This window comes from Actinomadura pelletieri DSM 43383 (assembly GCF_003634705.1).
Classification (GTDB): Bacteria; Actinomycetota; Actinomycetes; order Streptosporangiales; family Streptosporangiaceae; genus Spirillospora; species Spirillospora pelletieri.
This window is the reverse complement of record NZ_RBWU01000008.1, coordinates 1-24,394: the sequence shown is the minus strand read 5'-3', so window position 1 is coordinate 24,394 and position 24,394 is coordinate 1. Positions and strand designations below refer to the sequence as shown.

Annotated in this window: 24 protein-coding genes and 4 pseudogenes; 13 read left to right on the top strand and 15 right to left on the bottom strand. The window is 64.2% G+C overall.

All coding sequences use genetic code 11. From position 1 onward, the window contains the following. The first annotated feature begins 48 nt into the window (after nt 1-48). The 3 genes and pseudogenes from BZB76_RS31090 to BZB76_RS31080 form a co-directional block, all read left to right on the top strand. On the top strand, nt 49-1,605 hold the full coding sequence (locus BZB76_RS31090) for a UvrD-helicase domain-containing protein (protein ID WP_121438015.1): 1,557 nt from the start codon (nt 49-51) through the stop codon (nt 1,603-1,605). Nucleotides 1,606-1,742: 137 nt separating this feature from the next. Next, entirely contained in the window at nt 1,743-2,312 is a 570-nt protein-coding gene (locus tag BZB76_RS31085; RefSeq protein WP_121438014.1) for an SLOG family protein, read from the top strand. Between the two features lie 400 nt (nt 2,313-2,712). Continuing rightward, nucleotides 2,713-2,997: pseudogene (locus BZB76_RS31080) on the top strand (IS5/IS1182 family transposase); the annotation flags it as partial. Nucleotides 2,998-3,064: 67 nt separating this feature from the next. Here BZB76_RS31080 and BZB76_RS36790 read toward each other — a convergent pair. The 8 genes from BZB76_RS36790 to BZB76_RS31050 form a co-directional block, all read right to left on the bottom strand. Further along, nucleotides 3,065-3,502, bottom strand: a complete 438-nt coding sequence (locus BZB76_RS36790) for a hypothetical protein (protein WP_420534845.1) — start codon at nt 3,500-3,502, stop codon at nt 3,065-3,067. A 383-nt stretch (nt 3,503-3,885) separates the two neighbouring features. Further along, a complete protein-coding gene (locus tag BZB76_RS31070; RefSeq protein ID WP_246007356.1) occupies nt 3,886-5,061 on the bottom strand; it encodes an ABC transporter permease in 1,176 nt (391 codons plus the stop codon). Nucleotides 5,062-5,183: 122 nt separating this feature from the next. Then, nucleotides 5,184-5,840, bottom strand: a complete 657-nt coding sequence (locus BZB76_RS31065) for an ABC transporter ATP-binding protein (protein WP_121438012.1) — start codon at nt 5,838-5,840, stop codon at nt 5,184-5,186. 14 nt (nt 5,841-5,854) lie between these two features. Next, on the bottom strand, nt 5,855-7,111 hold the full coding sequence (locus BZB76_RS31060) for a peptidoglycan-binding domain-containing protein (protein WP_147449613.1): 1,257 nt from the start codon (nt 7,109-7,111) through the stop codon (nt 5,855-5,857). 136 nt (nt 7,112-7,247) lie between these two features. Beyond that, nucleotides 7,248-8,186, bottom strand: coding sequence for a hypothetical protein (locus tag BZB76_RS34400; RefSeq protein ID WP_147449612.1), 939 nt, complete (start codon nt 8,184-8,186; stop codon nt 7,248-7,250). A 162-nt stretch (nt 8,187-8,348) separates the two neighbouring features. Then, complete coding sequence (locus BZB76_RS34395) at nt 8,349-8,843, bottom strand: hypothetical protein (protein WP_147449611.1); 495 nt, start codon at nt 8,841-8,843, stop codon at nt 8,349-8,351. Between the two features lie 492 nt (nt 8,844-9,335). After that, nucleotides 9,336-9,458, bottom strand: coding sequence for a hypothetical protein (locus tag BZB76_RS36785; protein ID WP_420534842.1), 123 nt, complete (start codon nt 9,456-9,458; stop codon nt 9,336-9,338). 473 nt (nt 9,459-9,931) lie between these two features. Further along, the gene (locus tag BZB76_RS31050) at nt 9,932-10,306 is read right to left on the bottom strand and encodes a helix-turn-helix domain-containing protein (RefSeq protein WP_211343283.1); all 375 of its coding nucleotides are present in this window, start codon (nt 10,304-10,306) and stop codon (nt 9,932-9,934) included. A 600-nt stretch (nt 10,307-10,906) separates the two neighbouring features. On the opposite strand from BZB76_RS31050, the gene BZB76_RS31045 reads away from it, so the two are divergent. The 4 genes and pseudogenes from BZB76_RS31045 to BZB76_RS36780 all read left to right on the top strand — a co-directional run. After that, nucleotides 10,907-13,120, top strand: a complete 2,214-nt coding sequence (locus BZB76_RS31045) for a glycoside hydrolase domain-containing protein (RefSeq protein WP_121438010.1) — start codon at nt 10,907-10,909, stop codon at nt 13,118-13,120. A 50-nt stretch (nt 13,121-13,170) separates the two neighbouring features. Beyond that, entirely contained in the window at nt 13,171-13,581 is a 411-nt protein-coding gene (locus tag BZB76_RS31040; RefSeq protein WP_211343282.1) for a hypothetical protein, read from the top strand. Between the two features lie 215 nt (nt 13,582-13,796). Next, the gene (locus BZB76_RS31035; protein ID WP_246007334.1) at nt 13,797-14,342 is read left to right on the top strand and encodes a hypothetical protein; all 546 of its coding nucleotides are present in this window, start codon (nt 13,797-13,799) and stop codon (nt 14,340-14,342) included. 465 nt (nt 14,343-14,807) lie between these two features. After that, nucleotides 14,808-14,957 (top strand): annotated as a pseudogene (locus tag BZB76_RS36780) (hypothetical protein); the annotation flags it as partial. A 51-nt stretch (nt 14,958-15,008) separates the two neighbouring features. Here the strand turns inward: BZB76_RS36780 and BZB76_RS36190 are convergent. Further along, a complete protein-coding gene (locus BZB76_RS36190) occupies nt 15,009-15,470 on the bottom strand; it encodes a hypothetical protein (protein ID WP_246007333.1) in 462 nt (153 codons plus the stop codon). Between the two features lie 302 nt (nt 15,471-15,772). Next, nucleotides 15,773-16,879 carry an IS256 family transposase gene (locus BZB76_RS31010; protein WP_170180845.1) on the bottom strand — a complete coding sequence of 369 codons (1,107 nt, stop codon included), beginning with the start codon at nt 16,877-16,879 and terminating at the stop codon, nt 15,773-15,775. 8 nt (nt 16,880-16,887) lie between these two features. Here BZB76_RS31010 and BZB76_RS35460 point away from each other — a divergent pair, with 8 nt between their 5' ends. From BZB76_RS35460 to BZB76_RS35450, 3 genes are all read left to right on the top strand, one after another. Continuing rightward, complete coding sequence (locus BZB76_RS35460; RefSeq protein WP_337959799.1) at nt 16,888-17,733, top strand: ISL3 family transposase; 846 nt, start codon at nt 16,888-16,890, stop codon at nt 17,731-17,733. Further along, nucleotides 17,706-17,879, top strand: a complete 174-nt coding sequence (locus BZB76_RS35455; protein ID WP_211343280.1) for a hypothetical protein — start codon at nt 17,706-17,708, stop codon at nt 17,877-17,879. Before BZB76_RS35460 ends, BZB76_RS35455 begins: the two co-directional genes overlap by 28 nt. Nucleotides 17,880-18,053: 174 nt before the next feature. Next, nucleotides 18,054-18,293: a hypothetical protein gene (locus BZB76_RS35450; RefSeq protein WP_211343279.1), complete on the top strand. Its 240-nt coding sequence runs from the start codon at nt 18,054-18,056 to the stop codon at nt 18,291-18,293. Nucleotides 18,294-18,422: 129 nt separating this feature from the next. Here BZB76_RS35450 and BZB76_RS31000 read toward each other — a convergent pair. Continuing rightward, a pseudogene (locus BZB76_RS31000) lies at nt 18,423-19,013 on the bottom strand (transposase); the annotation flags it as partial. 98 nt (nt 19,014-19,111) lie between these two features. Here BZB76_RS31000 and BZB76_RS30995 point away from each other — a divergent pair. Both BZB76_RS30995 and istB read left to right on the top strand, forming a co-directional pair. Then, nucleotides 19,112-19,699, top strand: coding sequence for a hypothetical protein (locus BZB76_RS30995; protein ID WP_121438005.1), 588 nt, complete (start codon nt 19,112-19,114; stop codon nt 19,697-19,699). Further along, nucleotides 19,696-20,484: an IS21-like element helper ATPase IstB gene (gene istB, locus BZB76_RS30990; RefSeq protein ID WP_121438004.1), complete on the top strand. Its 789-nt coding sequence runs from the start codon at nt 19,696-19,698 to the stop codon at nt 20,482-20,484. The genes BZB76_RS30995 and istB overlap by 4 nt, the downstream gene beginning before the upstream one ends. 319 nt (nt 20,485-20,803) lie before the next feature. On the opposite strand, the gene BZB76_RS30985 is transcribed toward istB, so the two are convergent. The 4 genes and pseudogenes from BZB76_RS30985 to BZB76_RS30970 all read right to left on the bottom strand — a co-directional run bounded on the left by BZB76_RS30985 (nt 20,804) and on the right by BZB76_RS30970 (nt 23,488). Further along, nucleotides 20,804-21,238 carry an NUDIX hydrolase gene (locus BZB76_RS30985; protein ID WP_121438003.1) on the bottom strand — a complete coding sequence of 145 codons (435 nt, stop codon included), beginning with the start codon at nt 21,236-21,238 and terminating at the stop codon, nt 20,804-20,806. Between the two features lie 169 nt (nt 21,239-21,407). Next, the gene (locus BZB76_RS36185; RefSeq protein WP_281273936.1) at nt 21,408-21,689 is read right to left on the bottom strand and encodes a tyrosine-type recombinase/integrase; all 282 of its coding nucleotides are present in this window, start codon (nt 21,687-21,689) and stop codon (nt 21,408-21,410) included. 218 nt (nt 21,690-21,907) lie between these two features. Continuing rightward, nucleotides 21,908-22,145: pseudogene (locus tag BZB76_RS36770) on the bottom strand (Fur family transcriptional regulator); the annotation flags it as partial. 131 nt (nt 22,146-22,276) lie between these two features. Continuing rightward, entirely contained in the window at nt 22,277-23,488 is a 1,212-nt protein-coding gene (locus BZB76_RS30970) for a phospholipase D-like domain-containing protein (protein ID WP_121438002.1), read from the bottom strand. 338 nt (nt 23,489-23,826) lie between these two features. On the opposite strand from BZB76_RS30970, the gene BZB76_RS30965 reads away from it, so the two are divergent. After that, entirely contained in the window at nt 23,827-24,000 is a 174-nt protein-coding gene (locus BZB76_RS30965; protein WP_117404706.1) for a hydrophobic protein, read from the top strand. The last annotated feature ends 394 nt before the right edge of the window (nt 24,001-24,394 follow it).

Sequence of the window (24,394 nt, the reverse complement as noted above, 5' to 3'; positions counted from 1 at the left end):
CGCTGTCTGATCTGCACGTAGTACGCTCACCAACCCGCAGCTGATCAGTTGCGTGAACGCCTCACCGACCTATGGGTCGAGTCTCGTTCGACGCTATTTGTCGGGACGGTGCACGGGTTTGCTTTCAGGCGCATCATCGCCCCGTTCGCTCGCGCGGCCGGGAAATCCAATGTTGCAGACCTCCAAGTCGCGGACCCCAGGCTCGCACGTGGCTTGCTCGGTCAGGTCGTTGATCGCCATTTCGGGAGATACGAGAAGCGCGAGCGGAGGCTGGCGAAGTTTACGATTGAGCACAACCGTAAGCAGCCCGCAACTGATCAACAATGGTTGCGATCTGAGCAGAGGATAGTCCAGGCAGGACGCCAGTACGAGCAAGAGCTGCACCAGCGCGGTCTCATGGACTTCGACGACATTGTGCGCTTCGCAGTGGAGCTGGTCGAGGGCGATGAGACCGTCCGAAAAACACTTGTCGCCTGCTACCCGCACCTCTACGTCGACGAGTACCAAGACCTTGCGCCAGGACTCGACCGACTCGTACGTGCGCTGTGCTTCGACTACCGAACGCCCGTCGACTTGTTCGCCGTGGGGGACCCGGACCAAGCCATCTTCGGTTTCACCGGCACCCGGCCCGAGCTCCTACTCGAACTCACAGCGCGGCCGGGCGTCACACGAGTGCCGCTCACCGTGAACTATCGGTGCGGCATCGAGATCATTCGCTGTGCCAAGCGCCTACTCGCCGACCCTGATCGGGAGATCACGGGCCAACGATCCGGAGGCCGCGTCGAGGCACACCACGAGCCCGAAGGCTTCTCCGCCCAGGTCAACGCTGCTGCACAAATCGTCCGCACTGCTACTGCTTCCGGAACTCCACTCCACGAGGTGGTGGTCCTCTGCGCTACCAACACGAACTGCGAATCGGCGGCTGCGGGCCTGCGCGCGCAGGGCCTCCCCGTGTACGTCCGCGGTTCGGAGTATGACTGCACCCCAGCCACGCAACTCATCGAAGGTCTTGCTGCTTGGACCACCCTGGGGCGCGAACGCAGCGGTCACCGTTTGAACGATCTGCTCTACCGGTGGCGTGACGCCATGGGCGATCAATGGAGCAAGCAAGGCGAAATCAAGCTCGTGGAGAAGATTCTGGAGCTGTCTAAGAAGGTGGACGCGCCAGCGATGCAGTTGATCGACGAGCTTGACCTCCTTGGATTCACCAGTGCGCTCGAGAAGGCGAAGCGGGGGGACGATGCGGCCTCAATTGGGGACATGATGGCGGCGCTCACAAGCGGCAGCCTCAGAGGGCACACGATCACCGAACTTGGCGAGCGTGCCCGCAATGCAGACCGAATCGAAGTCACCACAATGACATCAGGTAAGGGGCTCGAGTCTGACGTTGTCATCATTCTCGGTGCCGAAGATGGTGTCATCCCATTCTTCGCCTCAGCTGATGGCTCCAAAGAGATGAACGAAGATCGCCGAAAGTTCTACGTTTCGATCACGCGAGCTCGCAGAGCTGTCGATATCTCTTACTCCGGATTCACGGTCACGCAATACGGCAAAAAGTACAATCCACCGAGCAGGTTCATCAGGCAACTTGGGATCATTGCTTAGGCGAGCGGGGGGCTTCCCGTAGCCAGCCGAGGCAGCATGTCGGTCTGCAGCTGCGCTTCTGTGGTGTTGGTCGGTCACGGCGATCTCCGTCCGGTCGGGTGAATACCCTCAGGCCCGCCGTTGAACGAGCGGAGGTCATGGTGCTGGACCTGGATGATCCGAGGGTGCTGGTGTGCGGCGGCCGGACCTACCGGTCGACGGCGACTGTCCACGAGGTACTGGACCGGCTGCTGAAGCGGTACGGCACCCGGCTGGTCGTCATCGAGGGTGCCGACAAGGGCGCCGATGAAGCCGCCCACCACTGGTGTGAGCTGCGGGGGCTCGGTGCCGACCGGCACCTGTGCCAGCCGGTTAACTGGGAGCGGGAGAAGCAGGTGCGGCCGCGGTCGTGGCGTGCGGCAGGCCCAGAACGCAATACCCGGATGTTGAGCGAGGAGCCGCAGTTGGTGGTCGCCTTTCACACCTGGTTCCGGCCGGGCACCGGAACCGGCGGCACCGTCGACATGACCCTCAAGGCGGTCTTGGCGGGGGTGCCGGTGTGGTTGGCGCCCGGCCAGGATCTCAACGTCGGACGGTGGATCCGCCTGCAGGAGTTCCCGCACAGCCGTGCCGCCGAAGCCGCCAAGGCGCTGCGCCGGGCGGGGCTCGGCGACCGGCTGGTTGCCGATTTCGACGCAGACTCGGCGGGGAAGCGGACATCGCGTTGACCCTGGGGTGGCCGAGCCCGCATTCCCCGACCACACTCCCATCCGCCGACTCCGCATTGCTGACCCGTTGTAACAGGCCTACCGACAGCAGGACGTTCCTTGGAAGCACTGCACGCCCGCCGAGCTCGCCCAGCTCGCCGAGGCCGAGCGGCAGCACGCCTCACGGTAAGAGCGGCGCCGCACCGGCCGACCGCCGCGAAAAGCAGCCGACGAGCAGTGCGGCGCGAGTCTCGGCAGAGGACCTAGCCGACGATCACCCTCCCGAGCCCTCAAGGCCGGAACCGGCGCCGCCCTTTGGCCACACACCCGACTGGCACAAGAGCACGCGCACGTGCCGGACAGGACGATCCCTCGCGGGTGGACCGCCCCGGCAAAGTTGGAGGCTAGGTCGGTTGGTTCTCGGTCGCGGCGCGGACCGCGCCGGCGCCGCCCTGGCAAGCTGCACGCCGACCCGGGATACGACTCCGCCGACCTGCGGCTGCGTCGCCGGGGCATCGGCCCACGCATCGCCCGCCGCGGCATCGAGGCTTCCAACCACCTGGGGCAGCACCGTTGGGTGGTGGAGCGGACGGCGTCGTGGCTGAACGGCTTGTGCCGCCTGCACCGCCGCTACGAACGCAAGCCCGAGTACTTCCTGGCCTTCGTTGGCGTCGCCGCCGCCCTCATCTGCCACCGCCAACTCACCAAAAGAGACGACGTCGAAGAAGCGCCATCCCCCATGCGCGCGGAGCACCTGCGGCAGTGCGAACAGGTCATCCAGCAGGCGGGACCATCCCCGTGCGCGGGGAGCACAAGTGCGGCGAGGGCCGGACGCTGGTCACGGGGGACGAGGCCGGACGACCATGGGCGCCTCCTTGCGCTGCTCGGCCCCCGTCGGCCCTCCCCGCGATGAGTGCGCCCAGCCCCCGCCAAGCGCCGCGGGTCGGATCGTCCACGCGGGGCAGGTAGACTTGGACCTGTTTGAGCTTCTTCTCCTGGGCAGGGCTACGCCGCCAGGCCGTCATCTTGAGCATCTCGGCGCGGTCGAACGCCGCATCGGCGGCCGGCCGATCGCCCGCCATGGTGATGCCGTGGCCAAGGTGGACCAGCGCTAGCACGCGGACCTTGGGGCACATGCGCGGCTCGTCGTCCAGCGCGGCGTGGGCGTAATCGACAACCGCCCCCGCGTCGCGCTCGTCGATGGCCTGCATCGCTCTGCTGGTGAGTGCGTGCTGACGGGCTGCGGATTGTCGGAGCGGTGGGCCATCTCCGAAGGTCCGCCAGTATCCGGACTGCTGGAGGTCGGCGTCCTGGTACAGCCAGCCAAGCAGCTCAGCATAGGCGACGCCCACCTCCAGCAGGCCGCATCGGACGGGTGCAGCAGTGGCCTGGACGAGATGCCGGATGAGGTCGGCCTGTGCGTTGACGGTCGGGTTCGATTCCCGCCACCTCCACTGCTGAACAGCGCCCCCAACCCCCCGATGTGGGGATCTCCCCCACACCCTCCTGGTGGACGTACCGTCGATGTGGGCGGCGGCATTCCTGCAAGCACGGGGCCACCGGGACCGACGACAATCGCAGTAGGGTTCGACGTTTAATAGCTGCGGAGAGCGTCTTGGGGCTCGATAAGTGCCGCACGAAGTGCGGGGTAGATTCCGGCCAGGAAACCGGTCAGACCGCCGATGAACGGTGCCGGCATCACCGTAAGCGGCTCCAGTACAGCGGACCACTCCCTGGCCACGGCGACGGACAGGACGGCTCCGATGGCGAGGCTCGTCCCGATGAGCCCGCCTAGCAGGCCCAGCGCGGTCGATTCGGCGAGAAACTGCATCGCGATATGCCTTGACTTGGCGCCCAGCGCGCGCCTAAGGCCGATCTCGCCGGTTCGTTCAAGGACCGCAACAAAGGTTGTGTTGGCGATCCCGAGCGCACCGATAGTCAGGCAGATGCCCGCGAGTACGAGGAACAGACCACCGAGCTCGTCCTTAACTCTGTTGCGCAGACCCTGAGGGTCCGGTGGTGGTTTGGCCGCGAGAAGCTTCGGTTTGTCAGCGCGCAGCGCGAAAGCTGCCTGGCGTGCGATGAGTTCCGCGGCTCCGATGCGGGTGCGAATAAGCATCTGTGCCGGAGCCGCTGTGCGAGGAGGTCCGTAAATCTCGGTGGCGGTGCTTCTGGGGATCACGACCGCCTGGAGTGTCTCGGGAAGTTGGGAGACATCAGAAAGGATGCCGACAACGGTGAAGGGCCGGCCGTTGACGAAGACGGCGGGCCTGGTCGCCAGTTGCCGGATCCCCAGGCGCTCCGCGAGTACGGAACCGATCACGCATACGGCCTCGCCGCGATTCTCGTGAAAGCTGCTGAAGAACGCCCCGTGCCCGAGTTTTGCCTCTATTGCGGCGAAGGTCCCCGGCGAGGCGGCGAGGACCGTCGAGGTTTGCCCAGCGTCGGCGTTCGCTCCGGGCCGCACGGCCGGGGAACCTGCGATCAAGGGGTCAGCGCCCAGGTCCACGCTCCACCACACACCAGCGGCTACCACGCCGTTCAGGCGGCTCACCTTTGCCTCGGCATCGGGCGGGAAGGCGACGGGCGGCGCCACCCCCGTCTGATCGCTAAAGGTATTGCCGTGCGACCCGGTTTGCGACGTCACATCGGTTACGGTCACTGTGGTGGCGCGCAGAAGGTTAAATTCGCGGCCGATCTGGGAGGCCGCTGTGGCCGTCAGCCCAAGCACCGCCACGAAGGAGCCGACGCCGAGTATGGTTCCCAGCATGGTCAGCACTGACCTACCGGGTCTTTGTAGCATGCCAGCCAAAGATTCCCGAACGAGGTCCGCGAACCGAAACTCGGACTGACTGCCAGAAAGTTTCGATGCCGAAGAGGACCTGGCCAAGATCAAACACCGCCGTCTATCAGGCCGTCCGATATGGTGATGGTCCGTTCAGCACGATTGGCCACGTTCGGGTCATGTGTGATTACCACGACCGTCTGTCCGCTCATGTGAACCTTCTCCAGCAGAAGCAGGATCTTCTCGGCTGTTTTAGAGTCCAAGTTTCCTGTCGGTTCATCGCATAGGAGGAGACTTGGGTTGTTGACGAGCGCTCTGGCAATCGCGGTACGTTGCTTTTCTCCTCCCGACAGGGTGCTGGGGAGGGCGGTCATGCGATGTGAGAGCCCGACGCGGGCCAGGGCATCGGCCGCGGCGGAGCGGCGCCGCGCATTACCTCGTGAACTGTACAGGCGCCCCAGCATGACATTCTCTAACGCTGTTCGGTACGGGAGGAGATGGAAAGCCTGGAAGACGAATCCTATGCTTTGACCGCGGATTGAGGTGCGATCGCCTTCGCCGATCTCCGCGACGTTCGTTCCGTTCAGCTCGTAGGTGCCCGAAGTCGGGCGATCGAGCAATCCGAAAAGATTGAGCAAAGTCGTTTTCCCGGAGCCGGAGGGCCCGACAATGGAGAGGTATTCCCCGCGGTCGACGGTGAGGTCTATGCCGCCCAGTGCGGTGACCGGGGGAGGGCCCGGGTAAATGCGCACGATGTTTCGCATGACGATTGAGGGACTCACTTGCCGATCACGACCTGCTGCCCCTCGGCCAGTTCCCCCTTACGTGGGCGCACTTCGACCAGGCCCTCGGCCGACATGCCTGCTTCCACTGCCACTCGGCGCTGTGACCCGTTCTTTTCCTGAACCGTGACCACGGTAAGGCCGTCAGCCGCTGTGCTCAGCGCCGATTGAGGGACCGCGAGAACCGGTCCTTCGGTACTCGCCGCCGTCACAGTGACCCTGACGTTCTCTCCATCAAGCTTGGCTGGCCAAGCCTGCTTCGAGATGATCTGGACCGGACGGTACGGAGTTATTGCTTCCTCCTCGGCTCGGCTCCCACCAGCGCTCTCCGTGGACCCTGATCTGCGGGGTGTGACGATCTGGCCTACCGGACCGACCAAGGCATCAAGGCTGATGCCCGTCATCTCGGAGTACACATGCACGCGTTGGCCGGGTCTGACCGAATGAGCCTGTTCCTGGTCCAGTTTCGCGGTCAGCCGAAGTCGGCGAGAGTTCAACGTCACCAGCGGGTCCGGTATTTTCCCTCCCACTTGTGTGGGGATGGATGTGATGACGGACGGGAACGTCGGCACGTACATGACCTCGGACATCGGAACCATGACTTTGGCTACCGTCTTGCGACCATTGTCGGCGGTCTCTTTGTCCATCGCCGCGGGAACGTTGCCCTCCGGGGTGCCAGCCGGGGGGCGGCCCGATTCCTGACCGCCGGCGAACCCGGTGGCGAGCGGGACGGGGTAGCCGATCTTGGCGTAGAAGCGTTTGACTGCGCTCGCCGTGGCGCCGGAAAAAACTCCCGGCTCATCACCCGCGGTGCTGAAGCCTACTTCGGCGAGGGCGCTTTGGAGCTGGCTTACGTCTCTACCGGACATTCCCTGCGAGAGGTCCCGCACCGCGGGGACCTGGCCGTGCAACACGAAGACGGGTCGGTAGGAGACTTCGGCAATGACTGAGCCTGCCCGAGCCTTTTGTGCCAGCTTTTTAAGTACCCTGGAAACGACCAGGATTGGGGAACCGCTCGACCTCCCATCGGGCGAAAGCACAGATGATGGAGTGAACGACGTGGTTTGCGCGGTTTCGAATGTTCCGCGTACGACGACCGAGTTCCGAAGGACTTTGTAAACGACTGGAGCGGTGATCACTGTGGCAGTCGGCGGGTCGGTGTTTGCCGCAACCTCGGCGGGGGACCGGACCCATCCCGACGCCGCCACCCCGCCAATCGAGAGCACCGTGGCGCCACCGGTGATCCACAGCACAAGGCGTTGCCGACGCGCTAGAGACGACCGTCCCGCAAAAGCGCGTGCAGGCTCAGGATTCCGGTGCATGCCGAGGAGCTTTCGGGACCTCCGCGATGCAGGACTGCTCGGCTCGGAAGGCGACGGAACGCGGCGGTCAACTTCCATTGGTGCCCATCAGTTTTTCGATGGCCTTGAGCTGCTGCATCAAAGTCTTCCGGATGCTTGCCAGTTCCTCTGCATGCCTGTCGATTTCGGTGTTCTGATATTCAGACTCGATCGCGTATTCCACGCCGATGAGGTTGGTCTTCTTCTTACAGTCGATGTCCGCTAGAGCAGTCTCGACGTGTGCTTTTCCCGGACGGTTTCCCTCACGCGTCCAGCGCTTATCTCCCAGCGCCTTGAAAGGATTCTCGTAGCTGTATCCGCGTTCTTTCATGCACGTCGACCAGCTCTGGAACACCTTTAGAACACGAGGATCGGATTGTGTGCGAACAAAACTTCTCTGCAGGATTTGCGCAGGTAGTGCGGCGGGCCCCGCAGTGCCCTTCTTGGTGCTGAGTCCCACACTTGACAGTTTGCGCTCGGCCTCTCCCGAGCACCCACCAGGTGGAACCTGGTGCCCGGCAACCGAACGCTTGCTGTCGTCGGCGGTACCGTCCAAGACTATGAACTCCGCGTCGGACATTTTTTCCATTGGCCGAGGTTCGGCCCCCTGCACCCAAGGGGGCAGCCCATAACCGTAAAGCAATACTGACTCTCGATTTGTTACTCCATAGCGACGCGAATTAAACTCGGTGAACACCCTTGTCGCCAGTGATGCTTTGCTCGGTGGAGTAACCGGGTAATCGAACCCGAATCTTCTCATGCACTGCTGAGTCAGGTAGTCGCTGGCGCGCTCCACCTTAGCCTCTTGAGCAGGATCGAAAATATATTTCGAGATCGGCAAGCTGAGCCCGGTCATAGAGTGGGCGACGGGGGTTGGAACGGGCTGGGGCTTAGTGGGCTGCTCTGAAGAGCATGCCGCGATCAGCATCCCGGTCAAACCACTACAAACAACTGCAACAGGACGCCACATCATGTTCCGTGCCTTCACCACGACGATCCTATCTTTCTGCTGCTGACTGGAACGAATAATGATAAACGGCGCTCACCACGGGTGCCTTGCGTTTTGGTCAGGCCTCGCCATCTCGTCCAGCCCAGTGCGGATCGGCCTGGGCCTTCCCCATCGTGATGGAACGCCCAGGCCGACCGGGCGTCAGGTGCAGGTATTGGCTCCGATAGATGCTTCATTGTTACGAAGCAGGACCGATCCCTCGGTGAGGTTCCCCCACTTGCGTTTGTGGAGCCAGTTGAAGTTTCCACCCCAGTTCGGGTAAACCCACGTGGTCACATTGCAGTTGGTGGTGCTATTTCCCATGCTCGCCGCGTTGTTGCGTACAGGCTGATTGTGCCCCGCGCCTCCGCGGTTCATATTGTAAAATGTGTACCAGCTAAGGTCCGGTTCCGCCTTCGGGTAGTGGCCGACGTCCGAGATACCGCTCCCCGAGCCCCGCAGGTTCGGGGAGTAGTAGAGGCACATGTACTTACCGCAGAAGTCGGGGTTAATGTTCCCGGCATTTATATTCGCTCCGGCCGCGATGGCGGGCGGCGCGGACACTAGCGCTAACGCGGGGGCGACAAGTGCAACGGAAAGTGCCGTCAGGCCAGCTTTTTTCGTCTTCATCCCTTTTCCCTTTCGCTTGCGGTTCATGCAGAGTCGCTGTATCAGCCATAAATCGAGAGGGGCGGCACCGTGCCGTGGAGAGAGCTCGGACTCAGCGGCAGAGGGGGAGTAACGCCCTTAATGATTTACGAAAGAAGGGCTACTTCCTCTGAGAACGAATCCCTTACTAACGGGGACGGCGGCGCCTGCGGCGGCGGAACGGGCCGACGTCGTACACGGAGCACCCCTTTCGAACACGAGTGTGGGAGGCACAGCACAAGCGTTGGTTCGCGGGGTTGATCAACTATGTATTCAGTTAGCCTCACCGGTCAAGCCTCGGAGCTGACTTTTCATTGACTAGCCTTGTTCTGGCCGAGCCGACCTCGCGTTATCGCGGGAAGAAGCCGCTCTACGCCGGAGTGTGACCTTCGATTCTTGAGGGCCGGCAGACCTAGAGAGGTTCGATAGTCGGGTTACCGATTGGCAGGTGGGTGTGGGTGAGGAGGCCGTTGAGTAGGTCGGGCGGAAGCTGGATGCGTTTCAGGCTGTTTTGATCAGGCGCATAAGCTGGTCGAGGGTGTGCTTGGTGGGCGTTGCCATGGACCGTTTCAGGTGTGACCATGCGCCCTCGACGGGGTTGGGTTCGGGGGCATGGGGCGGCAGGTGGAAGACGGTCAGCCGATCCTAGGCGGCCGGATAGCGGCGCAGCCGGTCCGAGCGGTGGGTGCCCGAGGTTGTCCCACACGACGACGATCGGTCCGCCGAGCTGCTGGTGAGCGGCATCCACCAGGCGGATGCAGTCGGCTTCGTCGAATTTCTTCCTCTCGTCTTCTCAGCCGCGGTAGGCGTGCGCCCAGTAGATCAGTCGGGGCTGCTGGCCGGGTTCGACCGCCACGGGCGTGGCCGGCGGGATCCGGTGGGTGCCGCGGGAGGTGACGCGCACCACCGTCGTGCGTCCGCGTCGTCCCCAGGTGGTGCCTTAGGCGACCTCAGCCCCTGGCCGGCCTCGTCTTCGAAGCAGGTCCAGGCGCCCGAGTCCGCCGCGATGTTTCCACCGTCGACCACACCTCCGCCCGCCACCGGTCGACCCGCTGCTGGTCACGCTCGGCTGCGCTGCGCGAGGGCATCTGCACGCTTCACCCGATCCGGTGCAGCAGCACATTCACCCCGGCCGGGGTGCAGGAGACCCGAACCGGCCCCAGGCCACCTCCGCCGATCCGCGCCGGTGTCCACCGCTGGTCCTGGGGCCGGCCGTGCGCGGCCGGCCCCAGCTCCAACGCCCCGTCCAACAGGATCACCTGGGCATCGCTCAGTTCGCACTTCGCGCCGCCGGGTCCCTTGGACGCCAACGCCGCCGTCCCGCCGGTCCGCCAGGCCCGCCGCCACCGGTTCACCGACATCCGCGACACCCGGGATCGGCGCCCGATCTGCGCATCCGACAGCAAGCACTCCTCGAACAACCGGGCGGCCTCCAGCCGCAGCGCCCGCCGCGCCCGCTCCGCAGCGGTCAACCCGCCGCCCTCGCCATACCGTATCCACCCGAGGTAACCCACCCACACCCGACAGGGCCAGTAACCATCAAGCCACAACCGGTAACTCTAGCCATTGAAGCTCGCTAGCTTTTCGATCGGTCCAACGCGCGCTTTTCATCCTCGGGCGGTGGCCTGAATCTCACGATCCTGCAGTACGTGGATGGCCTAGGCGCGTTGTCCGGCCTTATGCGGGCAGCAGCGTAGCTTATGCAGAACGCGCCATGTCTTGGCCGCTGAGCTTCGCGTGGGCGCGATTGACGCCTTCTGATCACGCTGTGACCTTGGCGCCCACAGTCGAAGACGAAGTGCTTTCACTGTGATCTACATCACGTTGTCCTATCCGGCATTCCAATCTATGTTCACTGCATCATAAAACTTTTCCTTCGTTGAGAGTATTCAAAGAACCGCCGCACCTCAACCCCGAGTTCTGACTTTGAGTGACAAAAAGATTGCGCCCCGCGACCAACAAGGTGGCAGGCGAGCTCTCCTTTTTGGGGTGCATCGGAAGCTTCGGCCTGACGCCATCGACACGGCGATCCGCATTAGCCAGCAAGGTCTAGGTGTGAAGGAGAATTCAAGTTGGCCGACGAGATGGTGCGCAAAGCACAGCAGTTCGTCAATAACATTTATGGTGGCCGGATCGGAATGACTGTCAAGGAGGACGGCCAGACAGGCTGGAAGACCATGTACGCCCTCACCCGGGCGCTACAGGTCGAACTCGGAATTTCACCTGTGTCCGACGCCTTCGGTTTAACGACCCTGGCCACACTCAGCTCGAAATATCCGAGCCTCAACGCGTCGACCGTCCCGAATGAAAATTTCTGCAAGATCATTCAATCCGGCCTGTACTGCAAAGGCTATGACGGAGGTGAGATCGACGGGAAATACAACTCTCGCGTCCAGACCGCGATGACCACGCTGAAGACGAACATGGGTGTGGACCTCGCCTTCCCTGGCGGCGAACTCACCCCGAAGGTGTTCAAAGGGCTCCTAAACATGGACGCCTATGTCACCATCAACTCCGGTTCCGAGGCAATCCGCAGCGTTCAGCGTTGGCTGAACGGCCGCTACGTGAACCGCAGAGATTACTTCATCATTCCGTGTGACGGCCACAACTCCCGAGATGTGGCCAAATTCATGCTTTTCGCCATCCAGTATGAACTGGGTATGGCCGATGGCACGGCCAACGGTGTTTTCGGCCCGGGGACTCGGGCCGGCCTGAAATCTCACACCATCGCTTCGGGTGACATGGGAGTGTGGGTCTCGCTATTCTCTGCCGGGATGGTGCTCAACCAGCGCCCCGTCCCGTTCGCTGCCTCCTTCGACGCCAACCTCGCCCAGCGGGTGAGGGAGTTCCAGGATTTCGTCAAACTTCCAGTCACCGGTAAGGGAGATTTTCAGACCTGGGCCTCGCTGCTGGTCTCCTACGGAGATCAGGATCGCAAAGGCGCGGCATGCGACGGCGTCACAAAAATTACCCCAGCCCGGGCCAAAACACTGAAGGAAAACGGAATCACCTACGTCGGCCGCTATCTAACCAATCCCAGCACGACGTCGCTGCCAGAGAAAGTGGTCCAGCCGGGCGAACTGCAGACCATCGCCGACAACGGATTACGCTGCTTCCCGATCTATCAGACCTACGGACGCGGCGTCGAGGACTTCAGCTATCCACTCGGACGCGCCGCGGCCCAGGCCGCCATCAACGCCGCCCTCGACCACGGTTTCAAGGCGGGAACACGGATCTTCTTCGCCGTTGACTTCGACGCGCTCGACCAGGATGTCACCAACGCCGTTCTTCCCCATTTTAAGGGGATCCAGGACGCGGTCGCCGACGACGGCAACAGGTTCGCGGTCGGCGTTTACGGACCACGTAACGTCTGCACCCGCGTCTCCAACGCCGGCCACGCGTCCGCCTCATTCGTGTCCGACATGTCTTCCGGATTCTCCGGAAATTTCGGTTATCCCCTCCCTGCGAACTGGGCGTACGACCAGATCGTCACGCGCACTATCGGGTCCGGCGCCGGCAAGATCGAGATCGACAACAACATCGCCTCCGGTCGGGACATCGGCCAGGGGACCTTTAACGCGCCCCGAGCGAACAAACCCGATACCCGACTCAATGCGGACATCTCCGCCATGCAGACCGATGTCGGCAAGTACATGGAGTCCCTCGGTTACCCGAACGATGGCGGCACCAAGAGCTACCGGCATTGGAAGTGCTTCCAGACCACCGTAGTCGACCATGACGCACTGATCACCAGTCTGTCGAACAAGTACAACATGCGCAAGGCGCTAATCCAGACGACGACCTACTGGGAAATGCGGCACATCGACCCGGCCGACGAGAGCGCGTGGGCGGCTGTGATCGCCGCTTACGCCGTCACTGGAAAGTACATCCGAGACACCTCCACCGGCATCGGCAAGCAGCGGGCTTTCACCCTCATCGGGGCATGGAACCACTGCCTCCGCCAGGGATATGTCACGGGTCGCCCGATCCTCGACGTGAACAAGGACGCCGACAAGTACGGCATCTGGAGAGACGCGAACCAGGACGAGGGGTTCGCGCTCACCAGTGTCGCCATGATCCACATGTGGGACATCGACGGGAAGCCGGGCGGCGACGACAACTCTCCGGCACTTCGGCGACCCAGTCTGGACTACACCGACAAGGAGATCTACGAAGTTCTGCGTCGCTATCAGGGGCCTGCCGAGCCGGCTTTCAGTGAAGCGAAGAAGCGCATGGGCCTGTACTACGTGATGGAGAAGTACAACTCGATCGCCCGGAACTCTTAAGGGGAGCGGTGTCAGGAGACGAACCCTACGCCGGCCACAACCCTGTAGCAGTGCTGCTGCTGATCCTGGCCGGGACCCCGGCCACTATCTGGCTGGTGCTCTACGGTGTGCGCCTGCTCGTACGTGCCTCCCGCCTGCGAACAGCCACAGCGACGCTCAAAGCCGGAGCCGTCCTGGCCTGGGCGGCCACGATCGGCATCTACACCTGGGCCGTGCTCCCCCTGCTCTTCTTCGACGATCCCGACCAGTCCAAGGCGTGCAACGAGGCGGTGGGCGCGAAACGCCTGGCCGGATACGAACCGTCCTTCGTCCCACTGCGTTTCGGCTGCCGTACTGGCGACGGACACACCGTCGAGGCAATCATCCCGTCTTACGTCAACCTGTCCGTGACTGTGCTCGGCCTTTGCGCCGTCGTGCTGACCGGACTTCTGCTCTTCCAGCACAAGGAGGACACCAAGTGATGGCCCCCCTGTCACGACGCGCCGCTCTGCAGCGTGCCGCCTTCATCGCAGCAGGAGCTGCCGTCGGATCACAGTTCTTGGTCAGCCCGGCCTACGCAACCGCTGGTAAACCGGATTTGAGCAGACTTCGTCGAGATTTAGAACAGGCCGAGAAGCGGGCCCGCCAGCGTGCGAAACACTTTTCGACCGGCATCCCGTCGAAGAACGGATGGGAAATGGAGAAGATCACAGACGACCACGGCCACGTCTACACCCGCCGTGCCCCGGGCACTCCTATCGAGTTTCAGGTTCGTATGGGAGAGGTCGAGACCGTCCTCGTCCATGTCATCCGCCGTTTCCACTACCAGATCGACACCCTCCTCAGTGCGGAGGAGGTGGTTGGATGGCGTGCCCCGTCCGCGGTACAGCGGAAACTGGCAGAGTCCAACCAGGCCTCCGGGACGGCGGTGCAGATCCGCCCGGGCCACTACCCGGCGGGTGCCCGCGGTGGCTTCTACCCCCAGCAAGAACTCGTCGTCCGTGACATTCTCGCCGAACTCGACGGCGTGGTCCGCTGGGGTGGCGACGACCGCAGACCGGACGAATCACTGTTCTACATCGCTCTCAAGCCCGGAAACCCGCGCTTGGCCAAGGTCGTACAGGAGATCCGAGGCTGGAAGGACACTCCCGGCCTGGGCGCAGGATCGGGCATCGACATCACCTCCCCCGAACGGCGGAGCGCGGCCAAGAAGCTGGCACGGCTCCAGCAGGCCCGCGCATAGGCAGCCATCAACGATTCAGCGCGACGTGGCGAAGCCCCGGCCGGCCAGCGGCTCGCGCGCCGACGTGCGCGCCTGGGGGCGACCTCATCGCCGAGGTCGCCCCGCTGCGCGCCTCAGTCGGTGGTGGAGTCGGTGAGAGTCATGTCGGTGAGGCGTCCGTGGATGAGCTTTCCGGCCGCGGTGCGCGGGAGGTCGGCGACTAAGCACGTGGCGGCGGAAGCGGTCGCCGATGATGCCGCCGCAGAGGATGATTAGTGCGGGGAACGCGTTGCAGGCCAGGACAATCGACCTTTCGCGCGCTCCGTACCCCGTGCTCATGACGCTCCAGGCGAGAGCGAGGTGCCCTATCCCCACGCTGAGGCTGGAGATCACGCGGGACATGGACAGCGGCGTGACGGATCTACCTGAACTGAGCTTCCCCCGTCCACCGGACACCTTGATGTTGCCCCCGTTTGACGGGCTTGGATGTTGAGAGGGGTAGGATTCGGCGATCTTGTGAAGGAGATAGTTCTCGTGCCCAGGCCTTACTCGCCGGAGTTTCGTCGGCGTGCCCTGGATGAGCTGGAGTCGGGACGATTGGTGCGGGAGGTGGCCGCATCTCTGGGCATCGCGGAGTCGTGCCTGCACCGCTGGAAGCGGCGGGACCTGATCGACCGTGGCCTGAAGTCACCCAGCCCCGCAGAGGCCGAGGTTGGCTGCGAGCCGGCGGATCGGCGGCATCCTCGTGCCGACGGCGAGCGAGCGGTCCTGGATCTGCCACGCCATCTGGGCCCGGAGTTGCTCGAAGGGCGGCGTCGGCGATGCCGCGTCGATGACGATCATCGGGTGGCCATGGCTCGCCGCGCCGCCGTTCGCGACACCGGCGCTCCGGATCAGCCAGAGCGCGATGACCGCCGCCACCACAAGCGCCAGCGCGACTGCGTTCCACCAGCCGAACGAGTCTCCGTACAAGAAGATGGCCAGCAGAAACCAAACCTGACTGGGCGCTGCGAGGGCGCGGGCGTCCTCGACCCGCATGATGACATCGGCTGTGGGCGGCGCCTCGCCCTGCGCCACGGCCGGGCTCGTCAGCACTTGGCGCAGCTGCATGACGATGCTGGCGCCGGCCCCGGCGAGGCCAATCAGCACGTGGAGCCCACCGGGTTCGTGAAGTCCTTGATGAGAACGCCGTCACTGGGGCGGTTGCGGACTACAGCCTGTCCCATGGCTCTGGAGGCCGGGTGAGCGAAACGTTGAACTGGCTCTGCCCGCTGGGCCATTTCAGGTAAATCACCAGCTGCTGTGCCACGCGCAGCGCGACGTCCTGCCCGTGGTCGTCGGCGACCAGCGCGAGCGCCAGGTCCAGGCACGCGCTCAGTCCGGCGCCCGTCTACACGTCGCCGTCGCGAATGAAGACCGGGTCGGCGAAGTCCACCACTCCGCCGGAACCTTCAGCGGAGTGTCCACGAGGAACGTCCCCAACCTCCGGACCGTGCCCCACTGCACCGCGCACCCGAACTTGGCGCCGGGCGCCGCTTGTCCGACACCACCGCCCGCGCCTTCGCATCCGGACGGAAGCACCGCTCCAGCTCGCCGACCGTCACCTCAGCACGGAACGGTCGAGAGCTTGTAACTTCAGGTGTGGAAAGTCCTTGCAGGTAGATGGTGAAGTCCGCTCTACCTGATGCGTCCGGGATAGGCCTCGGCGAGTTCGTTGAGCGCTTCACGCCATCCGGCGACGCGTTGTCCCTCGACGAGGCGTGCTGCTGAGAAGGCGTGCTTGTCGCCGTTGTGACGTTTGACGGCGCGTTCCTGGGCGCGTTTGTCCTCGATGTTGATGATGGCCAGCCACAGCAGCTGACCACGGCGTCGTCGGTGGGGAAGTGCCCGCGGGCCTTGGTGACCTTGCGGAGCTGGTAGTTCAGCGACTCGATCCCGTTGGTGGTGAGAGCAGGCGGCGGACCGGGCGGGTGAAGGCGAAGAAGGGCGTGAACCGGTCCCAGGCGTCCTTGAACCCGCACGCTCTGGGGATACCTGCGGCCCAGATCAGTGTCGGCGAACTCGGCCAGGGCCTCCAGCGGCGCGTCGGCGTCCACGGCGGTGTAGACCTTCTTCAGCTGTTTGGCCACCGCCCCGGTGTCCTTGCGCGCGACCGGCCGCAGCGCGTTGCGGATCAAGTGGACGACGCATGTTTGCACCACTGTGGCCGGGAACGCGGTGTTGATGGCGTCCTCGAAGCCCTTGAGGCCGTCGCAGCAGGCGATGAGGATGTCGCGGACGCCGCGGTTGCGCAGGTCGGTGGTCACCGAGGTCCAGAACCGCCAGCTCTCGGTGGCGGTGGCGGTGGCGGCCGGGGTGCGCGCCAGCCAGATGCCCAGCACATGTTTGTGCCCATCGGTGTCGATACCCACCGCGATATAGGCGGGCTTGTTCTGCACCACGTGGTTGTCGCGCACCTTGGCTCTGTCGCAAACCGTGTGATCTCGGCGCACCTGATGCGCGAAGATGATCTCTGTGTGATTCAGATGTTGTCGAGCTTTTCTTCCCCCGATGGGCATCGCTGCAAGTGGAGCTCTGCGAACGACGTGACGGCGCTGTGGTGGTCCAGGCGAGGGCGAAGGCGGTGGCCGCGTCATGCTCGCGTTGCGAGGCGGTGTCGGGTCGACGGCATGGCTGGTATGTGCGGCGCCTCCAAGACGTCGCCGCGTCCGGCTGTTCCGTAAGACTTGAGTTGAGAGTTCGCCGTTTCCGGTGCGTGAGCAGCGAGTGCTCGGTGAACACGTTCACCGAGCAGATCCCGGGACTGACTCGGCCCTACGCCCGGTCAACCACGTCCTTGCGTAACCTGCTCACCGAAATCGGGCTCGCACTCGCCGGCCGGGCAGCAGTTCGGATGGCTGCGACCTTGGGAATCGCAGTCGGCAGGGACACGCTCTTGCGGTTGGTCAGAGCGATCCCGGATCCACCTGTCGGCCAGGTTCAGGTCCTAGGAGTGGATGATTTCGCCATTCGGCGAGGACATAACTACGGAACCATCCTGATCGATCTGGGAACGCGGCGTCCGGTCGACCTGATCGATGGCCGGGACGGCGATGCCCTGGCCGCATGGTTGCGTTCCCGGCCGCTGCCGGAGGTGATCTGTCGGGACAGAGCCGGCGGTTACGCGGAGGGAGCCCGGCAGGGAGCGCCGGACGCATTGCAAGTCGCTGATCGTTTCCACTTGTGGCGCAATCTCGGCCAAGCGGTGGAGAAGGACGTCTCGGCAGCCCGGGCGGGCTTGGCAGCGGCATTGGCGGCCGCTGTGGAGTCACGGCGCACCAGCGACGCCCCCACGGTGGTCAATCATCGTGAGCTGCAGGTCGTGGCCGGAAGCATCATGCCGCTGTGCACGAACTGCTCAAGCAGGGACTGAGCAAGGCCGCGACCGGACGGCGGCTCGGTCTGCATCAGGCGACGGTCCGCAAATACGCCAATGCGACGGTCGAGGAGGGCACCGCGGCCAACCAGCAGCGTGCCAGCATTCTAGACGGCTATCACGAGCATCTGCACCGCAGGTAGAACGAGGGCATCCGCAACGCCACCCAACTCACCAGAGAGATCACCGCACTGGGTTATCGCGGAACAGCACAACAAGTCCAACGCTATCTACGTCGTTTCCGACCTGCTGGAACGAGCGAGGTCGAGATTCCGCCTCCCCGGCCACCGGCCGTCCGGGACCTCACACGCTGGATCATGTCCAATCCCGAAAACCTCGACCAGGAGTCGACCATTAGATTCCGGGAGATGCAGCGTCTCAGCCGAGATTTGCGCAGGCCGACCAGGTACGTGAAGGATTTCGTTGTGATGCTCACCCAACTCGAAGGCCACCGGCTCGATGACTGGATCACCCGCGTCGAAAAGGAAGCTCTCACCGCGATAGCCGGGTTCGCGCGAAACCGCGGCGTAACTACGATGCCGTCCGTAACGGATTGACCATGTCCCATAGCTCCAGCCCGGTCGAAGGGCATGTCAACTGCGTGAAAATGCTGAAACGCCAAATGTTCGGAAGAGCAAAGCTTGACCTTCTCCGAAAACGAACTCTTTACGCCCCGTGAGATCACCCCGGATCTTGACGTGAACGGCGTCCAGGAAGATCACCGGGTACACGCTGTCGAGCGGCCGGTTCTGCCACTCGGTCATCGAGTCCAGGACCGTGTCGGTGATGGTCGAGATCGTCTGTTTTGACACCGAGGCGCCGTACACCTCGGCCAAGTGCGCCGAGATCTCTCCGTGTGTGAGGCCCTTCGCGCTCAGAGACAGCACCATGTCGTCCACACCGGTCAGGCGCCGCTGCCGCTTGCGGACGATCTTCGGCTCGAAGGTGGCGTCCCGGTCCCGCGGGACGTCGATCTCGACGGGCCCGACCTCGGTGGTCACGGTCTTGGACCGATGCCCGTTACGGACGTTCCCGCCGCCTTCACCGGCCCGTACGTGGCGGTCACGGCCCAGGTGGTCGGTGAGCTCGCCCTCGAGCGCGGACTCCAGCACCCGCTTGGTCAGCTCGGCCGGCAGACCGCCCTCACCGGTCAGCTCCAGGCCCTGCTCACGGGCTTGGGCGACCAGCCGGCCGACCAGCTCCTGCTCCACCACGGCCAGCGGACCGAGCTTCTCGTCGGGCTCGGCCACCACGGCCTCCGTCTTCACTTCGGTCATCATCAGGTGTCACTCCATGATCAGGAGACACACCGAAACCGTACAGTCCCGCGCGCTCGGCTGTCGGGGCTGGTCTGGACCCGTGTGCAACGAACCGGATGTGGGTCGATGTTGACCCGCCCAAGGCCAGCACAACAACAGGGATCCTGAGTCGTAAGCATCCGCGGCTGAGCGGCCACGGCGCCGAACGCATCGTGCTGGACCATTACCTGGAGGTGCTGCTGACCAAGCCTGGAGCGCTGGCCGGATCCGAAGCACTGGACCAAGCCCGCCGTCAAGGCGTCTTCACCGCGGTCCATGAGGCGTTGTGGGCCCAGGCCACCGGGCGGCTCGGCGAGAGCGAAGGCACCAAGACCCTGGTCCAAGTCCTGCTGCTGCACCGCCACCTGCACGGCGACGACGTGTTGGCCGGCATCAGCCGCTGCCTGCAGACCGGCACCGTCTCGATCGACGCGATCTCGCTAGAGGCCCGCAAATCCGCCGAGACCCACGGCCGTTCACCCACCGTCACCAGTGACCTGGAGCCGCCACCACCGGCAGCGCAGGCCGACCAGCCTGCGGTGACCAGCCTGGACGAGCATCGCCGCGCCCTGCTGCACGACACCCGGCCGCCGCCACGCCTGGAGAACTGGGACCAACTGCTGCACCGCACCCGCAAAGACGCCCGGAAGGAAGGACCGCGATGACACGCCAGCACAACCTGACCGACCCGGCCGTCGACGCCGCGATCGACACCGCCTGCCGGTCACTTCGCCTGCCGACCATCCGCGCCCAGTTCACCGACCTGGCCGACCGCGCCGAACGCGACCAGCTCACCTATCGCGGATTCCTGGCCGAGCTGCTGATGGCCGAATGCGAAGACCGCGACCGCCGCCGCTCCGAACGCCGGATCAGAGCCGCCCGCTTCCTCCGTGAAAAGTCGCTGCGCGACTTCGACTACGACGCCAATCCCAACATCCCGCCCGCCGTCATCAACACCCTGTCCACCGGCGACTGGGTCCGCCGCGGCGAGCCGCTCTGCCTGATCGGCGACAGCGGCACCGGCAAGTCCCACCTGCTCATCGCGCTCGGCACTACGGCGGCCATGGCCGGATACCGGGTCAAGTACACCCTGGCCGCCAAGCTCGTCAACGAACTGGTCGAGGCAGCCGACGAGAAACAGCTCACCAAGACCATCGCCCGCTACGGACGCGCCGATCTGCTCTGCATCGATGAACTGGGTTATCTTGAAGTCGACCGCCGCGGCGCCGAAATGCTTCTCCAGGTTCTGACCGAACGCGAGGAAAAGAACAGCGTCGCGATCGCCTCCAACGCCTCCTTCAGCGAATGGGACAACACCTTCTCCGATCCCCGGCTCTGCGCCGCCATCATCGATCGACTCACCTTCAACGGCACCATCATCGAGACCGGAAGCGAGTCCTACCGCCTCGCCCACTCCAAAGCCCGCCAGAACCTCGCCACCACCAGATAACCGTCCTGTCTCAGAGAAGCTGGCCCGGTGGGACTCTCTGAGCTGGGCGGGCCAGTTTAGTTGAGACGGCAGGCGGCCTTGATTCTCATCTAACCAGACCCGGCGGTTTGTTCTCTTCGGGGCGTCTCATTGAATCTGGCCGGATGCCCCGTGCCGGGGATGTCCCTCGGGCCAGGGCCGTGGCCTGGGAGAGAAATTTTGAGTGGTGAAGCGGAGCCGTGAGAGGTGGGCTTTGTTCGGCGGGGGGGCGGGCTTTGCCAATAGGTCTTGCTCAGCCATGAGTTCGGCAGTTCCCGCGGTAGTCGGGGTATGGATGCTGTCAGTCGTAGAGCGCGCCGAGTAGTGCGCCTTGGCCGGATTGAAGGACGTGAGCCGCTTCCAGCGTGATCCAGAAGCACTCGAAGTTGGTGGGGTCCTGTTCACCGTCGTGGAGTTCTTGGCTGGCCCATCGCTGCGGGGTGGGTTCGGTGAGCTCCAGTTGGAAGACGTGGCGGCGGTGGATCTCAAATCGGTAGGGGCTGATGTCGTAGGTGACCTCACCCAACTTCCGGACGATCCTGAACTGAGTGAACCCCGTCTCCTCCCTTGCCTCGCGCAGGGCGGCATCCTGCGGAGTCTCGCCTGGTCGGATACTTCCGGCGGGGACCTGAATTCCGACCTCCTCGTAGCTGTAATCAGTGTGACGGAAGACCAGCAAGCATCCATCACGAACGACGTAGCACAGCACTTTGTCTTTGATGACCTTGTCCGTCATCAGTTCCCTCCCTGGAACAGCCAGCTGTAGCGAGACGAACCCAGCAAACGGGCCAGATTCCTTGAGAACGGGCCGAGATCACTGAGACAGGACAATACCCCCGGACATTCCGGCTAGATCCACTAGCCCGGGGCCGAACCAAGCCGTCCCACGGGGCCACTTCAAACCCTCATGACGTTCCGAACTGGCCCCACCAGCGGGGCCAGTTTAAGACGTCCTGCCGGGGCCACTTACGAACGTCATGGCCAATCGTTACCTCGATGTCGCTGTGGCCGACGATCTCTCGCACGATGTGCGGTGGGAGGCCGAGGTCCAACAGGAGCGACACGCAGGTGTGCCGCATGTCGTGCAGCCGCATCGAGCCGAGGCCCGCAGCGGCACGGATACGGCCCCAGCTACGGCGATGGTTGTCCGGCTCCATGGGAGTGCCGAGGCGGGACGGAAAGACCAGCCCGAAGTCCTGTCAGTTCGGCCAGGCGTCCGTCCGTTCGGTCTCCTGCCTCACTTTGTGCTCGCACAGAGCCGTGATGCACAGGTCCGGGAGAGGAACCCTGCGCTTGGAGTCATCGGTCTTGGGCGGGACGAACCGCAGTGCTCCCCCGACCCGTTGAAGCGTCTGGACGACTTCGAGCGTGGCGCTCTCGAGGCCGCTGCCGGCGCGCGAGGTGGGTGGTGGTCGCCGACCCGTGACTCGTAGCGCGCCACGGAGCCGGATGGTTTGATGCGCCTCACCAGGCGCGCCGCCGTCAGCCTGCAGCGAGTGGTACACGGTCTGATGGGACACCTTCGGGGACTCCCCGTGCAGCGTACGGATGGTCGAGTCGGTGTCGGCATGCGGATGCGCGTACTCCGCGCTGAGCACTGCCAGCTGCGGGCGGGTCACCCGCAAAGCGGCTTCACGCAGCATCCGCTGGGAGTCCAGAGGTGGATCCGCGTTTTTACACACTGACCAATTTTCTTGAATCAGTCGAGGTTGGTAGGGGTCCACTCTGCCTGAGGCCATCCCGCATCGAGTCGCCCGCCCTGTGAGGGGCGCGGTCAGAGGAAGCGGCGGATCGGCGTGATGGCCAGTTCCTTGGCGCGCTGCCGCATCGGGCGTCGCTCCCACTGGCCGGGCTTGATGGCTTGGCTACGTTCGAGGTCTTGCTCGAAGTGGGCGTCGAGGGTGGCGGTGAGGTCACGGTCCAGGACCGCGAGCATGACCTCCTCGTCGTGGTCCATGGAGCGGCGGTTGAAGTTGGTGGACCCGACCAGGGACACGATCCCGTCCATGGTGACGATCTTGGTGTGCAGCATGGACGGCTGGAACTGGTGAATCCTCACCCCGTCCTCCAGTAGTGAGGCGTAGTGGCGCTGGCTGGCCAGGCGGCTGACGCGCTTGTCGGCGTGCGGGCCCGGCAGCAGGATCTCCACCTGGACCCCGCGGCGCGCGCACTGGGACAGCAGTTCGGTGAAGTAGGGGTCGGGCGCGAAGTAGGCCGAGGCCAGCCGTAGCCGCTTTTCGGCCAGCTCCAGGATGACCCGCATCAGGGTTTGCATGTCCTGCCAGCCGATGCTGGCCGATCCCCGCACCACCTGGACCACGGCCTGCCCGGCCGGGGGTTGCTGCACGAACCGGTCGCGGTCGTCGAACAGTTCGTTGTGGCATTCGGCCCAGTTCTGGGCGAACGCGGCGGCGATTCCGTCGACAGCGGGCCCTCGGACCTCGAAGTGGGTGTCGCGCCACTCGTTCGATTTGCGGGCGTCGCCGCACCATTCCTCGGCGATGCCGACGCCGCCGGTGAAAGCAAGTTGCTCGTCGACCACCAGCACCTTGCGGTGGCAGCGGTGATTCTGTTTGAAGGGCGACAGGTAGGCGGGCTTGCGGAACCAGGCGACGGTGACGCCGGCCTCGCTCATCCGCTCCACCAGGTCCTTCTCGATCTGCCAGCTGCCGATACCGTCCAGCAGCAACCGGACCCGCACACCGGCGCGGGCCCGATCGGCGAGCGCGTCCGCGAACCGGCGCGCGATGTCACCGCGCCAGTACACGTAGGTCATCATGTCCACGGTGCGCCGCGCGCTCGCGATGCCGTCCAGCATCGCCGGGAAGATCGCGTCGCCGTTGCGCAGCGGCAGGACGGCGTTGCCTTCGGTCGCCGCCACACCGATCAGCCGCTCCAGAGCACGCCGGACGTGGAGACTGCGATCCTTGTCCAGCCCTTGCACGGGGCTTGCCGGATGGTCCGGACGTTGGCGCGACACGGTCACCTGGATCTCCTTCCACGGCGTTGAGGACGTCGGCCCGTCGCGGCCGTGTCCGGGACGAGCCGCCCGAAGACGCCGCGCTCGACCCAAATGCTTGGGTTTGCCGCCCACACCTTATGGCCGCCGCAGAACACAACGGACCGGCTTCTCTGGTCTTGGCCGTCTGCCTTCTCCACCCCTCGTGCCGGTGCCGTCAAGCGGGCAGCGGCATCTCTGGCCGCGTGTCCCCAGCCGTGAAGGAGCGACAACGAACCAAGTGATTCGAAACCGTGACCTGGGTTCGGCGTGAACGTCAGCTCGCTGGGGAGATTGCGCGCCGAATACGAAACAAGGAGGTTCACGTGCCCTGGCTGATGATTCTTGTTCTCCTGCTGGCCCTCGTCCTGCTGGGCGCCGGCTTCGCGCTCAAAGTCCTCTGGATCCTCGCGGTGATCGTCCTGGCACTGTGGCTGCTGGGCTTCGTCGCCCGTGGCACGGGCGCATCCGGGAGGCGCGGCCGCTGGTACCGCTGGTAACACCCCCTCGATCCGCAGGACGGGGCGGCGGCCAGAGCCTGACCCCTCGACTTGATCGATGCCCCATCCCGGCCGCTCCGGGTCGGCGCCTCGATATGGGCGCCGACCCGGTGGGAGGCCGCGGTGTGGGGACGGGCGTTGGGGACAACGAGTCTTCGAATGGGGAGATGGACTTGGCGGCCCAACGTGGAGGTTGAGCTCAAGTACGAGGCCGACAGCGGCTTCACCCTTCCGGATCTAGGAGACGTCCCCGGTCCGAGCGCCGTCGGCAACCCCCGGAGCTACCACCCTCGCCCCTTAGACGTCATCTCATTTGGGTTGGCGCCGGTAGTCTGCGGCCGTGGAGATGGTCGAGCGGCTGGTGCCGGAGGAGTTGTGGGAGCTGTTCCAGCGG

Coding starts and splice junctions, on each gene's coding strand:
- BZB76_RS36790 (WP_420534845.1), bottom strand. CDS start 3,502: ATGCAGGCCATCGACGAGCGCGACGCGGGGGCGGTTGTCGATTACGCC.
- BZB76_RS31010 (WP_170180845.1), bottom strand. CDS start 16,879: ATGCCCATCGGGGGAAGAAAAGCTCGACAACATCTGAATCACACAGAG.
- BZB76_RS30985 (WP_121438003.1), bottom strand. CDS start 21,238: ATGACGGACAAGGTCATCAAAGACAAAGTGCTGTGCTACGTCGTTCGT.
- BZB76_RS34395 (WP_147449611.1), bottom strand. CDS start 8,843: ATGAACCGCAAGCGAAAGGGAAAAGGGATGAAGACGAAAAAAGCTGGC.
- istB (WP_121438004.1), top strand. CDS start 19,696: ATGACACGCCAGCACAACCTGACCGACCCGGCCGTCGACGCCGCGATC.
- BZB76_RS31070 (WP_246007356.1), bottom strand. CDS start 5,061: ATGCTGGGAACCATACTCGGCGTCGGCTCCTTCGTGGCGGTGCTTGGG.
- BZB76_RS31085 (WP_121438014.1), top strand. CDS start 1,743: ATGGTGCTGGACCTGGATGATCCGAGGGTGCTGGTGTGCGGCGGCCGG.
- BZB76_RS30995 (WP_121438005.1), top strand. CDS start 19,112: ATGTGGGTCGATGTTGACCCGCCCAAGGCCAGCACAACAACAGGGATC.
- BZB76_RS35450 (WP_211343279.1), top strand. CDS start 18,054: ATGTCCAATCCCGAAAACCTCGACCAGGAGTCGACCATTAGATTCCGG.
- BZB76_RS31065 (WP_121438012.1), bottom strand. CDS start 5,840: ATGCGAAACATCGTGCGCATTTACCCGGGCCCTCCCCCGGTCACCGCA.
- BZB76_RS31035 (WP_246007334.1), top strand. CDS start 13,797: ATGGAGAAGATCACAGACGACCACGGCCACGTCTACACCCGCCGTGCC.